Origin of the sequence: Halorhodospira sp. 9622 (genome assembly GCF_022228025.1) — a bacterium.
In the GTDB taxonomy this organism is placed as follows: Bacteria; Pseudomonadota; Gammaproteobacteria; order Nitrococcales; family Halorhodospiraceae; genus Halorhodospira; species Halorhodospira halophila_A.
Genome location: NZ_JAJNRE010000016.1, coordinates 22,226 through 36,325, shown reverse-complemented (window position 1 = coordinate 36,325; position 14,100 = coordinate 22,226). Strand labels below are relative to the sequence as shown.

Genomic DNA, 14,100 nt, shown 5'->3' with positions numbered 1-14,100 from the left:
TCGGCCCGGCTGGGCGCCCGATCGGGCCGCGTTGACAGCTGCCCCGAGCCGGCCGTAGAGTCCAGCCTCCCCAGGTGACCTGGCAGTTACCATCGCTGCCGGGGCCGTTCCCCGCCGCGTGGTCCGCCCGACAGCGCCGGGGACGGTCGGGAAGTCGGTGCGCACTGCGGCCCGGGCGGGCGCAGGCAAGGCCGACGCTGTCCCCGCAACGGTAGGCGAGAGTGGGCGCTGCATCGCCACTGCATCCACGGTGTCCCTGGCACCCGGTGCGGGAAGGCGCGGCGCCCGGGGTTCGACCCCGCTCGCGAGCCCGGAGACCGGTCTGGGGGTCGCAGCCACACGGCGGGGAACCGTGCGTGGCGGTGACGGTAGCTTCAGCCGCGCCCTGTCCCAGCGCCACGGCGTGCCCGTTTCCGACCCGCTCCCCGCATGGCGTACTGGATCCAGTGACTGGAGGAGCCATGCACCGCAATCCATGCATCGCCCTCGTGGCCGGGGTCGGCCTTATCCTCGGCGGGTGTGGGGATGCCCTCGACGATGATCCGGATGGAGGGGGTGCCCGGGAAACCCGTGAGGTTGAGGATATGCTCGGCCGCAGCGTGGAGGTCCCGGAATCGGCCAAGCGGATCGCCACGGTCAATGTCGACGCCTTCCGCATGGCGCTCCACCTGGGGGTTGAGGAGCGCCTGGTGGGCATCCCGAGCGATATGTACGGCTCGCGTTTCTCCGAGGCGAAGCCCATCGAGGTCGAGGCCTTCGGGCGCCTTGACGAGGTGGCCATGGTCGGCGGCGGCCAGCCCGGTTCGGAGTTCAGTGCCGAGCGGGTGCTCGCCACGGAGCCGGATCTGTTTATCTACTGGGCCTTCAGCCGCGGTGATGACGATCAGGCGATGGCCGAACAGGCAGAACGCTACGAGCAACAGCTGGGCGTACCGGTGGTGGCGCTGAACACCCTGGGCCGGGAGCGGGCGTCGCAGGAGGCCGTCGAGGAGCAGATCGAACAGGCCTACCGGCTCCTCGGCGAAGTGTCCGGTCGCGAGGAGCGGGCCGAAGAGCTGCTCGATTTCTACCACGCCACGGTCTCCGCCGTGCAGCAGCGGGTCGCTGGCGAGCAGCCGCCTCGGGTCTATCTGGCCCACCGGCGCAATCTCTACAACCACGTCTCCTTCTACTTCCCCGTCGAGCTGCTCGGTGCCGAGATGGTCACTGCCGGCCGTGCCGGCGACGATGGCGAGGTCAGTGCCGAGGAGCTGCTGAGCTGGGATCCCCAGCATATCCTCCTCCACACACCGTCCCGAGCGAGTCGCGTGGAACGCGCCGAGGTGCTCGACGATGAGCGCTTGTCCGGTGTAGCAGCCATCGAGGCGGAGCGTATCCACCGCTTCAAGGGCACCTACATGGGCTGGGACCTGGCGACGGGGTTGATCGATCTGGTGCACATGGCTCGCGTCCTCTACCCGGAGGCCATGGCAGGCGTCGATCTCCGCGACCGCGGCGAGGAGATTCTGGAGGTCTTCTACGGCGACCCCGGTCTCTACGACCGGCTCATGGAGCTCAGCAGCCTCGAGGATGGCTGAGTTGACCGTCGGCACCCCCGTCCGGCCGGCGCCACCGCGGGGCCTCATTGACGACTACACGCGCGCGAACCGGGCCAAGACGCTGGTGCTGCTCGGCCTGGCGGCAGCCCTGGTGGCTACGGCGGGCTTTGGCTTGGCGCTGGGCCCGATGGGCATCCCGCTGAGCGAGGTGGTGCAGGCGCTGGTGGCTCGCCCGCTCGGGGCGTCGTGGGTCAGCGCGCAGACCGAGAACGTGGTCTGGAACATCCGCCTGCCGCGCCTGGCCACCGCGATGGTGGCCGGCATGGGGCTGGCGCTCGGCGGCGTCATCCTGCAGAGCCTGCTGCGCAATCCCATGGCCTCGCCGTTCACCCTGGGGATCGCCTCGGGAGCCTCGCTGGGGGCGGCGCTGGCGATCATTTTCGGCTTCTCGGCCTTCGGTGTTTACGGCATCGTCGGCAACGCCTTCCTCTTCGCCATGGCGGTGTCCCTGCTCATCCTGCTCATCGGGCAGTGGAAGGGGGCGACGCCGATGAGCCTGATCCTCGCCGGCATCGCCCTGATGTACTTCTTCGGGGCGACCACGACGCTGCTGATCTACTTCGCTGATGCCGACGCCACCCGAGAGGTCATGTTCTGGAGCGTGGGCAGCCTCAGCCGCGCCGACTGGGAGAGCTTCGTATTCATCAGTGCGGCGCTGGTGGCGACCCTGCCGGTCTTCCTCTGGAAAAGCGGCGATCTGAACCGGTTGCTGCTCGGTGACGAGACCGCCACCAGCTTGGGGATCGCGGTCGGTCCGCTGCGCATCGGCCTGATGTTCCTGGTCGCCCTGTTGGTTGCGGTCACCGTGGCGTTCACCGGCGGGATCGGCTTCCTCGGTCTGGTGGCGCCGCACCTAGCGCGGCTTTTGATCGGCTCGGATCACCGCTTCCTGATCCCGGCCACTGCCCTGATTGGCGCCCTGCTGCTGACGCTGGCGGATCTGGTATCGCTGCACGCCTTCGAATCGGTGGTGTTGCCCGTGGGGGTGGTCACGGCGTTCATCGGTTCGCCGCTTTTCATCTACCTGATCCTGCGTCGCCGCGAGACGGGAGGGGGGGCGTGACGGCGACCGGGATCGAACTGCGCGGCGTGCGCTACGCCTATCGGCGCACCGAGGTGCTTCGCGGTGTCGACGCCCGCGTGGAAGCCGGCGAGGTGGTCGCCCTGATCGGGCCCAACGGCTCTGGCAAGAGCACGCTGCTCAAGTGCATCACCGGCATCCTGCGTCCGCGCCACGGGACCCTCACCATCGCCGGTGAGCCGGTGCAGGGGCAGCGGCAGGCGCGCATCGCCCGCCGGCTCTCCTACGTGGCGCAGACCGCCGATGCCGTCTACCCGCTGACCGTGCTCGAGAGTGTACTGCTCGGTCTGCGTCGGGCGAGCTGGCGGCACGATCCGGCGGACCTCGCCCGCGCCGAGGCTGTGCTCGAGCGTCTGGGTATGGCGGATTTGGCGCAGGCGCCGCTGACCGAGATCAGCGGCGGGCAGCGGCAAAAAGCGGCCATCGCCCGGGCGCTGGTCCGGCAGACGCCGTTCCTGCTGCTCGACGAGCCAACCAACCATCTGGACATGAAGCACAAGCGCGATGCCATCGAGATCCTGACCGCGTGCGCCCGGGAACAGGGGCAGGGCGTGCTGGTCGTGCTCCACGATATCAACATCGCCGTGCAACTGGCTGACCGCATCGTGCTGCTGCGCGATGGCCGGGTCATGGCCGACGGACCGCCGCAGGCGGTGATCGACACGCCGACCATCCGTGCCGCCTATGACGTGGATGTCCGCGTTGTCGAGCACCAGCAGGCGCCCTTCGTGGTCGGCTACCGATTGCAGCAGAGAGGGGGTGTGCATGACGGGTGAGGTCTGGTTCGTGGGGGCGGGGCCCGGGGCGGCCGATCTGATCACGGTCCGCGGGCGGGATCGTGTCGCGGCGGCGGACGCCGTGCTCTACGCCGGCTCGCTGGTACCCGCCGGGGTGCTGGAATGGGCGCCGCCCCACTGTGAGGTCGCCGACTCCAAGGGCATGACCCTGGAGGAGATCCAGGGCTGGCTGCTCGAGCGCGCCCGGGCCGGACGCCGCGTGGTGCGGTTGCAGCCCGGCGATCCGGGGCTCTACGGCGCTTTCGTGGAGATCGTGCGTCCGCTGGATGCGGCTGGCATCCCGGTCCACCTGGTCCCGGGGGTGACCTCGGCGATGGCTGCCGCGGCGGCCGCCGGCGAGAGCCTGACCCTGCCCGAGGGGACTCAGACCGTGATCTTCACCCGGGTGGAGGGGCGTACCCCCATGCCGGCCGGCGAGCAGCTCGCCGACCTAGCCCGCCACGGCAGCACCCTGTGCATCTATCTCTCGATCACCCTGCTGGAGCGCCTGGCGGACGCCCTCTGCCGGGGTGGTTGGGAAGAGGATGCCCCGGTGGTGGTGGTCCACCGCGCCTCCTGGCCCGGGGTGGAGCAGGTGCTGCGCACCTGCATCCGCGATCTCGCCGAAGACTGCCGCGCCGCCGGGCTCAACAGCCAGACGATGATCCTGGTTGGACCGGCGCTGGGGGCGCGGCAGGCGGCGCCGGCGGCGCGCTCGCGGCTCTACGATCCGGACTTCGCGCACCGTTTCCGCCGCCCTGAAAGCTGAGGACGTTTCTGAATGAGTGATTGTATCCTTCTGATCGGGCATGGATCACGCCAAGAGGACGGCAATGAGGAGATCCGCCGGTTCGCCGGGATGCTGGCCGAGCGCTATCCGGACTGGCGACTGGAGACCTGCTTCATCGAGTTCGCCGATCCGCTGCTTAGCGAGGGCCTGGATCGCGCCGCGGCCCGTGCCGAGCGCGTCATTGCCGTGCCGCTGATCCTCAATGCCGCCGGGCACGTGAAACTCGAGGTGCCCGAGCAGGTCGATGCGGCTCGAGAGCGGCACCCCGGCGTCGATTTCCGCCTGGCACGCCACCTGGGAGTCAGTGAATCGTCGCTGGGTCTGGTCGAGCGGCGTCTGCGCGATGCCATGCAGGCCCTGCACGTCCCCGATCCGCGGACCACCGGCGTCATCCTGCTCGGTCGGGGGTCCTCGGACCGCACCGCCAACGGGGAGCTCGCGCGGTTGGGGCGGTGGCTCTACGAGGGTGGCGAGCATGACCTGGTCGATATCGCCTTCACTGGCGTGACGCACCCGCGCCTGGAGGCGGTGGTGCAGCGCCACCACCTGCTGGGCGCGACGCAACAGGTGATCCTGCCGTACTACCTGTTCACCGGACGGTTGATCGAGCGCATCGAGCAACAGGTGGAGCGGCTGCGCATCCAGTATCCCCGGACGGTCTTCGCCGTGGCGGATTATCTCGGTTTCGAGCCGGAAGTCTTCGATCTGATCGCCCACCGGGTGGAGGAGGCGCGGACCGGGCAGGCCATGCTCGAGTGCGACGGCTGTCCGCACCGGGCCGCGGCCGGTCATCACCACCATCATCACCACCACTGAGGGTGCCGCAATGTCCCGTGAGCCGTCCGTGACCGAGCAGCAGACCGCCTCCGGGCGGCGTATCGAGGAGTGCTCCTTCGCCCGTGTTGATGCCGAGGCCGGAGATCGCAGCGCCTACGACACCGCACAGTGGCCGGTAGTCCGGCGCATGATCCACGCCACGGCGGATTTTGATTTCAACGGTGTGACCCGCTTCCATCCCCAGGCGGTGGCAGCCGGGGTGGCGGCGATCCGCTCCGGGGCGCCGGTGTTCGTCGATGTCGAGATGATCCGGGTCGGCCTCTCGGCGGCACGCCTGCGCTATTTCGGGGTCGAGGCCCACTGCTTGATGAACGACCCGCAAGCGGCGGAGCGTGCCGAGCGCGCCGGGACGACACGGGCCGAGCAGGCCGTCGCCCTGGCCGCCGAGCAGGGGCGGCTCGACGGCGCCATGGTCGCCGTGGGCAACGCCCCGACCGCCCTGCGGGCGATCCTCGCGCGCATCGAGCGTGGCGAGGTGGCGCCGCGACTTCTGATCGCCATGCCGGTGGGATTTGTCGCCGCCGCCGAGTCCAGCGACGAGGCTATGGCGCAACAGCGGGTGCCGTGGATTGCCACGGCCGGGCGCAAGGGCGGGACGCCGGCGGTGGTGGCCTGCCTCCACGCCCTGCTTGGCCTGGCCGGGGAGGCCGGCGCGTGAGCCCCGTGTGCACCATCGTCGGCGTGCTGGATGACGGCCCCGAAGCGCTGGCGCCTGCTGCCCGCGAGGCGATCGCCGGGGCGGATCTGCTCATCGGCGGGCGGCGCGTTCTCGAAACCTGTGCGCCCCTGGCCCCCGGGGCGGAGCGCCGGGATCTGACCGGCAGCGTGGCGCAAGTTCCGGCCTGGATCGAGGCCGCGGCGGCGCAGCGGCGGCACGTGGTGGTTCTTGCCAGTGGCGACCCGCTCTGCCACGGCATTGGCGAGCGCGTCACCGCGAGCCTCGGTGCCGCGCGCTGCCGGGTACTGCCGGCCCCGTCGCTGGTTCAGCTGGCCTGTGCCCGGCTCGGTTGGCCGGTGGCGCAGACCGCCATCGCCTCGGTGCACGGCCGCGCGGCCGATGACTGGTCGGCGCAGGCGGCGTCGCCCGAGCACCCGATGAGCGGGGTGCTGCGTGCCCTGGATGATCACGAGCGCGTGGCGGTCTACACCACCGGTGAGAATGGCGCCGACTGGCTGGCCCGGCAGCTGCAGGCGGTCGGCTACAGCGATGAAGAACTGGAGGTGGCCGTAGTGGCGCGCATCGGGCGGGAGGATGAACAGCTCCATCCGCCGGCGCCGCTCGGCAGCGCTGCGGCGCACCGGTATGCGCAGCCCCATGTGGCGCTGGTGCGGCGCCGTACGGCGGCACTGGCCTGGCCATTCGCCGGGGCCGATGCATCGTTTGCCCAGCGTCGCCCGCAGCGCGGCCTGATCACCAAGCGGGAGGTCCGGGCGGTTGCCCTGGCCAGTCTGGCGCTGACCGCCGAGAGCCGGGTCTGGGATATCGGGACCGGTTCCGGGGCGGTGGCCCTCGAGGCCGCGAGGCTCTGCCCGCGGGGGCATGTCTGGGCCATGGAGCGCCGCCTCGAGGATCTCGCCATCGCCGAGGAGAATCGGCGCCGGCGTCGGGCGGGGAATGTCACGCTCCATCACGGCCGGGCTCCGCAGGGGCTGGAACAATGGCCGGATCCGGACGCGGTGTTCATCGGTGGCTCCGGCGGAGCACTGGGCACGTTGATCGACCACTGCCTGGAGCGACTGCGTCCGGGCGGGCGGCTGGTGATCAACGTGGTGACCCTGGAGAATCTCCAACAGGCCATGGCCCGGCTCGATGCCGCCGCGGCCCAGGGGACCGTGCAGTGGGAGGCGGTGCAGCTGCAGGCCAGCCGCAGTGGTGAGCTGGCCGGGATGCGCACTTTCCGCGCGGAGAACCCGGTCTGGGTACTCACGGCGAACAAGACGGAGACAGCATGACGACAGCCTCGGGAAGGTTGATCGGGGTTTCGCTGGGCCCCGGGGATCCTGGATGGATCACGCGCCGGGCCTGGCAGGTCCTGCAGGGAGATGCGCGCTGGGCGTATCCGGTGCGGGCCCAAGGGCAGCGCAGCTACGCGCTGGATATCGTCGAGCGCGGCGGGCTGGTGGCACCGGACGATGCCATGCCCCTGGTCTTCCCGATGACCCACGACCCGGGGACGCTGGCGCTGCACTGGGGGCGGGCGGCGACGACCGTGGCCACGACCCTGGCGCAGGGGCGGGATGTGGCCTTCCTGGTCGAGGGCGATGCCTCGACCTACGCCACCTTCGGGCACCTGGCCCGTACCGTGCTCGCCGAGGAGCCCGGTGCCGGAGTGGAGACCATCCCGGGGGTGGCCTCCTTCCTGGCGGCCCCGGCGCGCGTCGGCTGGCCGTTGGCCAGCCAGGGCGACGCGCTGGCGGTGCTCCCGGGGGGGTACGGGATGGAGACCGTGGAACGACTGTTGCCGGAGGTGGATACGCTGGTGCTGCTCAAGGTCAAGCCCTTGCTCGACCCGCTGATCGAGCTGCTCGAGCGGCGCGGGTTGAGCGACGCCAGCGTCTTCGTCGAGCGCGTCGGCACCCCTCAGGAGCGGGTGGTTACGGAGATCACCGGGCTGCGCGGCGAGACGGTTCATTACCTCTCGCTGCTGATGGTCTGCAAGGGCCGCTCCGGCGCGCCCCGCGGAGGAGGCGAGGGCGTTTGAGCGAGGCGGGTGCAGGGCTGTTGCTGGTGGTGGTCAGCCGTGGCGGTGCCGCCGGTGCGGCGCGCCTGGCGGTGCTCTGGCCCGGGGCGGAAATCCTGGTCACCGAGCGGGTCGCGCCACTGCTGGCCGACCACGGCGAGCGCTGCACGCCGGTGGCATCCGGGGCACTCGCGGAGGCCTTGGGGGAGCGTCTCCGCTCCCCCCTCGAACAGGTTATCTGCTTCGCCTCGGTGGGTGCCTGTGTGCGCCTGCTCGCCCCGTATCTGGTCGATAAGACCCGTGACCCCGGGGTGGTCAGCGTGGATGATTCGGCGCATTTCGCCGTGGCGGTGCTCGGCGGCCACCTGGGCGGGGCCAATGCCTGGGCGCAGCGCGTCGCCCGGGAACTCGGCGCCACTCCCGTGGTGACCACGGCCTCGGACCGACGCGGGTTGCCTGCGGTGGACCTGCTCGGCCGGGAGCAGGGCTGGCGGGTGGTGGCGTCCACTGCAGCCCTACGTCGGGCCGCGGCGGCGCTGCTTCACGGTGAGCCGGTCGCGCTGATCGAGGAGGCCGACACCTGGCGCCCGGCAACCCCACCACCGGCGAACCTGTACCGCTTCACCAAGTCCCATGCCCTGGACCCGGGGGCCTACAGTGCCGTGCTCTGGGTCCGCGACGAGGCGCCGTCCGCCGATTGGCAGGCACGCCTGGGCGATCGGCTGGTACGCTACCGAACCGCGCGCCGGGGTCCGTAATGCCGCGTGTGGTGTTGGGGATTGGCTGTGACCGCGGTGCGGCGGAGGAGACGGTGGCCGCGGCGGTGGCCGCGGCACTGGCCGAGGCTGGGCTGTGCAACGCGGACGTGGTTGCGGTGGCGAGTATCGACCTCAAGCGCGATGAACCGGCGCTGCACGCCCTGGCGCGGGCCCACGGCTGGCCCCTGGTTTTCTATCCGGCGACGCAACTGGCCGCGATCCCGGTGCCGCACCCCTCTGAGGTGGTGCGCCGGCACACCGGGACGCCGGCGGTCGCCGAAGCGGCGGCGCTGTGCCGGGCCGATGCCGACAGCGCCGATCTGATCATCGAGAAACGCCGCTGGCGGGGCGGCGACGGACGCAACGCCACGGTATCGATAGCGAGGCTGAACGCATGACAGGCGATGTTCCCCCTCCGGGGCAGATCCTTCTGGTGGGGATCGGCCCGGGTGACCCGGCGCACATGACTGCGCGGGCCCGAGAGGCGATCGCCGAGGCCGAGGTGGTCATCGGTTACCAGACGTACCTCAAGCTGATCCCGGAGCTGCTGGAAGGTAAGACAGTGATCGGCAAGGCCATGACCGAGGAGCTTGACCGGGTCGAGGCAGCCTGGCAAGCGGCCCGGGCCGGGCAGGTGGTGGCCCTGGTCTCTTCCGGCGATCCCGGGGTCTACGGCATGGCAGGGCCGACCTACGAGTTCCTGCTTCAACAGGGCTGGCAGGGGGGCGCCGGGGAGGTTCAGGTGGAGGTGGTGCCGGGGACCTCGGCGCTGTCCTCCTGCGCTGCCCTGGTCGGTGCCCCCCTGACCCACGATTTCTGCACCATTTCGCTCTCGGACCTGCTCACGCCCTGGCCGGTGATCGCGCGCAGGCTGGAGGCCGCCGGGCGCGGTGACTTCGTCACCGTCCTCTACAATCCGGCGAGCAAACGCCGCCAGGCGCACATCGCCCGGGCGCAGGAGATCCTGCTGCGCTATCGCGATCCGAAGACTCCGGTGGCGGTGGTCCGCTCGGCCTACCGCGAGCGCCAGCAGGTCCAGCACCTGCCCCTAGAGCAGCTCCACCAGGCCGAGCCGAGTATGCTCAGCACGGTGATCATCGGCAACCGCTCGACCCGGTTCGAGCACGGCCGGATGGTGACCCCGCGGGGCTACACCGCCAAGTACGCCGAGGCTGGCACGCCCGTGCCCGGTGAGCAGCGCGGGCAATCGCTGAGTCTGGGGCTGGAGGGCTGGCCGGTGGTCCTGCGTCAGTGGTTGCGCGAGCAGCAGACGCCAAGCCTGGAGGCCGCGGCGGCGCATTTCGACGTCGATTGGGCCGAGGCGTTGGCCGCCGTTGCGGACGACGTGGCGGAGCCGGATACGCCGTTCATGACCAGCCGGATCGAGGTGACGGACCTGCCGCGTCACCTGGAGGAGTGCCGCGAGTGGCCGCGGATCCGGGCCGTCGTGCGCGGGCCGGCCGGAACGCGCATGGTTTGTTCGGTGGCTGGTGCGGGGCTCTACTACGACGGTGAGACGCTGGTCCTCGGTGCCGGAGGCGGCCGGGTCGAACTCGACTGGCAGCGCGTGGCCGCGGCCTGGGCGCTAGCCGGTACCTGCCAGCACTGCAGCCTGGAGCTGGTGGATGAACGCGGTCGGGGCCTGCTTTCGCTGCAGCGTGTTACCGGCAGGAACCCGGCCGGGGACGCATCGGGGCGTGCGGGCTGAGTCTATGCACCACTATCCGATCTTCCTCAAGCTTGACGGGTGTCGCTGCCTGGTGGTCGGCGGCGGCGAAGCCGCGGCCCGACGCGCCGGTGATCTGCTGCGGGCCGGCGCCCGCGTGGAGCTGATCGCGCCGGAGCTGGGTGCGCCGTGTGAGCGCCTGCTGGAGAACGCTACCGGCGAACTCCACCACCGCGCCGAGGGGTTCGCCCCGGGCATGGAAGAAGGCGCAGCACTGGTGGTGGGGGCCACCGGGGACGAGGCCACCGACCGCACCATCTATCACGCCTGCCGCGTCCGGGGGATCCCGGTCAATGTAGCCGGACGCCCTTCATTGAGCACCTACATAACACCTGTGCAGGTCGATCGTTCGCCCCTGCAACTGGCGGTCTCTAGCGGCGGCGCCGCCCCCGTGCTGGCTCGACAGATCGCCAGCCGGCTGGAGACCCTGCTGCCGGCGGCCTACGGTCGGCTGGCGCGCCTGGCTGGCCGGATGCGCGAGCGGGTGCGTGTGGCCTTGCCGGACAAGGACTGGCGGTTGCGGTTCTGGGAGCAGATCTTTGATGGTGCCGCCGCGGAATCGGTGCTTGCCGGTCGCGAGGCCGAGGGGGAGGCCGAGCTGTTGCGGCTGCTCGAGGAGGAGCGGGCGCGGCCGGCCCCGCGTGGGGAGGTCTTTCTGGTTGGGGCTGGCCCCGGGGATCCCGATCTGCTGACCTTCCGCGCGCTGCGGCTCATGCAGCGGGCGGACGTGGTGCTCTACGACCGCCTGGCGGCGCCGGCCCTGCTGGATCTCGTGCGCAAGGAGGCCGAGCGGATCCCGGTGGGCAAACGACGGGGGCGGCATACGCTGCCACAGGAGCGGATCAACGAACGGCTGATCGATCTGGCCCGCTCCGGCAAGCGGGTGCTCCGGCTCAAGGGCGGTGATCCGTTCCTCTTCGGCCGCGGCGGTGAGGAGATCGAGGGCCTGATCGAGCACGACATCCCCTTCCAGGTGGTGCCGGGCATCAGTGCTGCCCAGGGGGCGGCGAGTTACGCCGGCATCCCACTGACCCATCGGGACTACGCCCAGACCTGCCGCCTGCTCACCGGCCACCGGCGTGCCGGGCACCCGCAGATGAGGGCCCACGCGCCCTATCGCGAGGACGAAACGCTGATCATCTACATGGGCCTGGTCAACCTCGAGGCGGTTTGCGAACAACTACGCGAATGTGGGCTCCCGCCCGAGCATCCGGCCGCTGTGGTCGCCCAGGCGACGACACCGCAGCAGCGGGTGGTTCTGGGCAATCTCCGGACGCTGGCACAGCGGGTCCGCTTCGAGCGGCTAGAGAGTCCAGCGTTGGTGGTGGTCGGGCCGACGGTGCAGCTGCATCCGCGCCTGGGCTGGTACCGCGGCGAGGCCGAGGAGCGCGATGCGGCGGCGAGTATCGACCCCTGCTGGACGGGCGGGCTGAACGGCTAATCCGGTGAGGACCTCATGAGCGAGGAGGAGCAAGATCCGGCTCTGCCCATCGACCCGCTGCGTCCTTCGTTCACCCGGGCGCTGGAGCAGGGCCACTGCGTGGTGGCGGCCGCAACCGGCTCCGGCAAGTCCACTCGGCTGCCGGTCTGGGCGGCGGAGGCCGGCGGTCCGGTGCTGGTCGTCCAGCCCCGCCGCGTGGCGGCGACCAGCCTGGCCGATTTTGTGGCCGCACAAATGGCGACGGAATCGGGAGAGCGCGTGGGCTATGCCGTCCGCCTGGAGCGCCGCTACTCGCAGCGGACGCGCATCCTGTTCGTTACCCCCGGCGTGGCCCTGCGCTGGCGGGCCGAGGGGCGGCTGGCCGAGTTCACGACGGTGATCCTCGACGAGTTCCACGAGCGGCGCTGGGACACCGACCTGCTCCTGGCGTTGCTGCGCGCCGATGCCGCTCAGCACCTGGTGATCACCTCCGCAACCGTGGACGGGGAGCGACTGGCCAAGGAGCTGGGTGGCACGTACCTGGAGACGCCGGGCCGGGGGTATCCGGTGGGTGAATGCCACCTGGGCGAGCAGCCCCGGACCATGCCGCAGCGCAGAGATCTCGGCAAGCGCCTGGCCGAGGCGATCCGGCGGGCGCTGGACGAGACGGCCGGGGACGTGCTCGCCTTCCTGCCCGGACAGGGTGAGATCGAGGAGGCGCGCCGGGCGCTCTCCGGGGTGGAAGCCGAGGTGATCCGGCTCCACGGCGGGGTCCGGCTGTCCGAGCAGCGCCGGGCGCTGGAGCCGGGAACGACGCGTCGCGTGGTACTGGCCACCAATATCGCCGAGACCTCGCTGACCGTACCTGGGATTACCGCGGTGGTGGACAGCGGCCTGGAACGGCGGACCTTGCGCCGCAACGGCCGGACGGTTCTCTCGCTGCAACCGATCTCGCGGGCGAGCGCGGCGCAGCGCGCGGGGCGCGCCGGCCGTCTGCAGCCGGGCACCTGCTATCGACTGTGGGGGCATGCCGCACCGCTGCCCGAGCATGCTCCGCCGGAGGTGTTGCGCGAGGATCTCACCGAACTGGTGCTTGCGGGAGCCTGTGCCGGTTATCGGATCCCCGATCTGCCCTTCGTGGACACGCCCCGGGCCGAGAGCCTGGAGCAGGCTGAGGGGCTGCTCCAGGCGATGGGGGCTCTGGATGCCTCTGGGGGCATCACCCCGCGGGGGCAACGGCTGTTCCGCATGCCCGTCGATCCGGAGCTGGCCCATCTCGTGCTTGCCATGCCCGACGCCGAGATCGGTGGCTTGATGGCCGACTGGATTGCCGGGCTGGCGGTGGGGGATCGCTGGCTGCAGGTCCGCGGCGATCCCGACGAACGCGAGCAGCTGGCCGGGTTGCTTGGGCAGCGCTGCGATGCCCGGTTACGCGTGGCGGCGCTGCGCTGTGAGCGTCTCCCCGGTGTGCAGGTCGATGCGCGGGCGTGGGAGGAAGCGCGACGGCTGGCAGGTCAGCTGCGCGAATTGCTCGATCTACCGATACTGCCGCGGCCTGAGGCGAGGCCGAGGGAGGTGGGCGTACCGGGCGTCGACCGCGCACGGGTCGAGCGGGCCCTGACCGCCGCCGCCCGGGCGATGCCGACCTGGCTCTATGTGCGTCGGCAGCGAAGGCGGCAGGCGCTCGGCAATGGCGCCGGCGACGAGGTGGTGCTCGGCGAGTACTCTTGGTTCCCGGAGGAGGCCGAGGCGGCGCTGGTCCTCAGTGCGCACAGTGTCCCCGGTCGCGGCACGCGGCAGACCATCAGCGTGGCCACGGCGCTGGCGCCGTTGCCGCTGCCATGCGTCATTGCCAGTGGCGCCTGCAGCGAGGGGATCAGCGAGCCGGCATGGACTGGGGAGCGACTGACTGCCCGCCGCGAGTGGCTTTTTGCCGGGCGCTGCATCGGGTGCGAGGAAGTGGAGCCGGAGGGAGCCGCGGCGCGCGAGGCAGCGGCCGACCTGATCCTGGAGGACGCGCTGCTGGCGCCGGCCGGTGGTCGGCTTCGTGACGATCTGGAGGCGTGGGCCCTGTACGTCGCTCTGGGGTATGCCGAGGGCGCTGTTCCAGAGCCGCGGCCGTGGCTGCTGGAGCAGCTCGAGCGCCTGGGCGTGGAGCGGGGTGAGGATCTCGCGCTGCTCGAGCCCGGGGACCTGCGTTTCCCGGGGATTCCGGAGTGGCAGCGATCCGACTTCGATGAGCGCTATCCGCGCCGGCTCCAACTCCCCGATCTCGAATTGCGTATCCACTACCACGTCCGGCGCCGGGAGGTGGTCGCTGAGAAGGTCGGCGGCATCCGCCGCACCGATCCGAAGCGCTGGGAACTACCGGCCTGGCCGGGCTGGCGGGTCCGCTTCCAGCGGGCCAGTCGGGTCGTCGACATTCGGTAGGAG

General features: G+C 70.8%; 13 protein-coding genes and 1 riboswitch. All 13 genes read left to right on the top strand.

Annotated elements, in window-relative coordinates; translation table 11 throughout:
- Positions 1-146: 146 nt before the first annotated feature.
- Positions 147-320: riboswitch (cobalamin riboswitch) on the top strand.
- Between the two features lie 141 nt (positions 321-461).
- Genes LRG07_RS09770 through LRG07_RS09710 form a run of 13 tightly spaced genes read left to right on the top strand, consistent with a single transcriptional unit; the run spans position 462 to position 14,097 of the window.
- Positions 462-1,577 carry an ABC transporter substrate-binding protein gene (locus tag LRG07_RS09770; RefSeq protein ID WP_238642256.1) on the top strand — a complete coding sequence of 372 codons (1,116 nt, stop codon included), beginning with the start codon at positions 462-464 and terminating at the stop codon, positions 1,575-1,577.
- Complete coding sequence (locus tag LRG07_RS09765) at positions 1,570-2,661, top strand: iron ABC transporter permease (protein WP_238642255.1); 1,092 nt, start codon at positions 1,570-1,572, stop codon at positions 2,659-2,661. The genes LRG07_RS09770 and LRG07_RS09765 overlap by 8 nt, the downstream gene beginning before the upstream one ends.
- Positions 2,658-3,455 carry an ABC transporter ATP-binding protein gene (locus LRG07_RS09760; protein ID WP_201170402.1) on the top strand — a complete coding sequence of 266 codons (798 nt, stop codon included), beginning with the start codon at positions 2,658-2,660 and terminating at the stop codon, positions 3,453-3,455. The genes LRG07_RS09765 and LRG07_RS09760 overlap by 4 nt, the downstream gene beginning before the upstream one ends.
- Positions 3,445-4,224: a precorrin-4 C(11)-methyltransferase gene (gene cobM, locus LRG07_RS09755; protein WP_201170400.1), complete on the top strand. Its 780-nt coding sequence runs from the start codon at positions 3,445-3,447 to the stop codon at positions 4,222-4,224. The genes LRG07_RS09760 and cobM overlap by 11 nt, the downstream gene beginning before the upstream one ends.
- A gap of 12 nt (positions 4,225-4,236) precedes the next feature.
- Entirely contained in the window at positions 4,237-5,061 is an 825-nt protein-coding gene (locus LRG07_RS09750) for a sirohydrochlorin chelatase (protein WP_238642254.1), read from the top strand.
- A gap of 10 nt (positions 5,062-5,071) precedes the next feature.
- Positions 5,072-5,740, top strand: coding sequence for a precorrin-8X methylmutase (locus tag LRG07_RS09745; protein ID WP_238634890.1), 669 nt, complete (start codon positions 5,072-5,074; stop codon positions 5,738-5,740).
- The gene (gene cbiE / locus LRG07_RS09740) at positions 5,737-7,035 is read left to right on the top strand and encodes a precorrin-6y C5,15-methyltransferase (decarboxylating) subunit CbiE (protein ID WP_201170397.1); all 1,299 of its coding nucleotides are present in this window, start codon (positions 5,737-5,739) and stop codon (positions 7,033-7,035) included. Before LRG07_RS09745 ends, cbiE begins: the two co-directional genes overlap by 4 nt.
- Positions 7,032-7,784, top strand: coding sequence for a precorrin-2 C(20)-methyltransferase (gene cobI / locus LRG07_RS09735; RefSeq protein ID WP_201241925.1), 753 nt, complete (start codon positions 7,032-7,034; stop codon positions 7,782-7,784). The genes cbiE and cobI overlap by 4 nt, the downstream gene beginning before the upstream one ends.
- Positions 7,781-8,521 carry a cobalamin biosynthesis central domain-containing protein gene (locus LRG07_RS09730; RefSeq protein WP_238642253.1) on the top strand — a complete coding sequence of 247 codons (741 nt, stop codon included), beginning with the start codon at positions 7,781-7,783 and terminating at the stop codon, positions 8,519-8,521. The genes cobI and LRG07_RS09730 overlap by 4 nt, the downstream gene beginning before the upstream one ends.
- A complete protein-coding gene (locus tag LRG07_RS09725; protein ID WP_201170394.1) occupies positions 8,521-8,919 on the top strand; it encodes a cobalamin biosynthesis protein in 399 nt (132 codons plus the stop codon). Before LRG07_RS09730 ends, LRG07_RS09725 begins: the two co-directional genes overlap by 1 nt.
- A complete protein-coding gene (gene cobJ, locus LRG07_RS09720; protein ID WP_201170393.1) occupies positions 8,916-10,229 on the top strand; it encodes a precorrin-3B C(17)-methyltransferase in 1,314 nt (437 codons plus the stop codon). The genes LRG07_RS09725 and cobJ overlap by 4 nt, the downstream gene beginning before the upstream one ends.
- 4 nt (positions 10,230-10,233) lie before the next feature.
- Positions 10,234-11,688 carry a siroheme synthase CysG gene (cysG, locus tag LRG07_RS09715; RefSeq protein WP_238642252.1) on the top strand — a complete coding sequence of 485 codons (1,455 nt, stop codon included), beginning with the start codon at positions 10,234-10,236 and terminating at the stop codon, positions 11,686-11,688.
- 15 nt (positions 11,689-11,703) lie between these two features.
- Positions 11,704-14,097, top strand: coding sequence for a helicase-related protein (locus LRG07_RS09710; protein WP_238642251.1), 2,394 nt, complete (start codon positions 11,704-11,706; stop codon positions 14,095-14,097).
- Positions 14,098-14,100 lie beyond the last annotated feature (3 nt).

Bases quoted from the DNA above. Each gene is read 5' to 3' on its own strand.
- cobJ (WP_201170393.1), top strand. From the start codon at position 8,916: ATGACAGGCGATGTTCCCCCTCCGGGGCAGATCCTTCTGGTGGGGATC.
- cobI (WP_201241925.1), top strand. From the start codon at position 7,032: ATGACGACAGCCTCGGGAAGGTTGATCGGGGTTTCGCTGGGCCCCGGG.
- LRG07_RS09745 (WP_238634890.1), top strand. From the start codon at position 5,072: ATGTCCCGTGAGCCGTCCGTGACCGAGCAGCAGACCGCCTCCGGGCGG.
- cobM (WP_201170400.1), top strand. From the start codon at position 3,445: ATGACGGGTGAGGTCTGGTTCGTGGGGGCGGGGCCCGGGGCGGCCGAT.
- LRG07_RS09765 (WP_238642255.1), top strand. From the start codon at position 1,570: ATGGCTGAGTTGACCGTCGGCACCCCCGTCCGGCCGGCGCCACCGCGG.
- LRG07_RS09750 (WP_238642254.1), top strand. From the start codon at position 4,237: ATGAGTGATTGTATCCTTCTGATCGGGCATGGATCACGCCAAGAGGAC.
- cysG (WP_238642252.1), top strand. From the start codon at position 10,234: ATGCACCACTATCCGATCTTCCTCAAGCTTGACGGGTGTCGCTGCCTG.
- LRG07_RS09725 (WP_201170394.1), top strand. From the start codon at position 8,521: ATGCCGCGTGTGGTGTTGGGGATTGGCTGTGACCGCGGTGCGGCGGAG.
- LRG07_RS09710 (WP_238642251.1), top strand. From the start codon at position 11,704: ATGAGCGAGGAGGAGCAAGATCCGGCTCTGCCCATCGACCCGCTGCGT.
- LRG07_RS09770 (WP_238642256.1), top strand. From the start codon at position 462: ATGCACCGCAATCCATGCATCGCCCTCGTGGCCGGGGTCGGCCTTATC.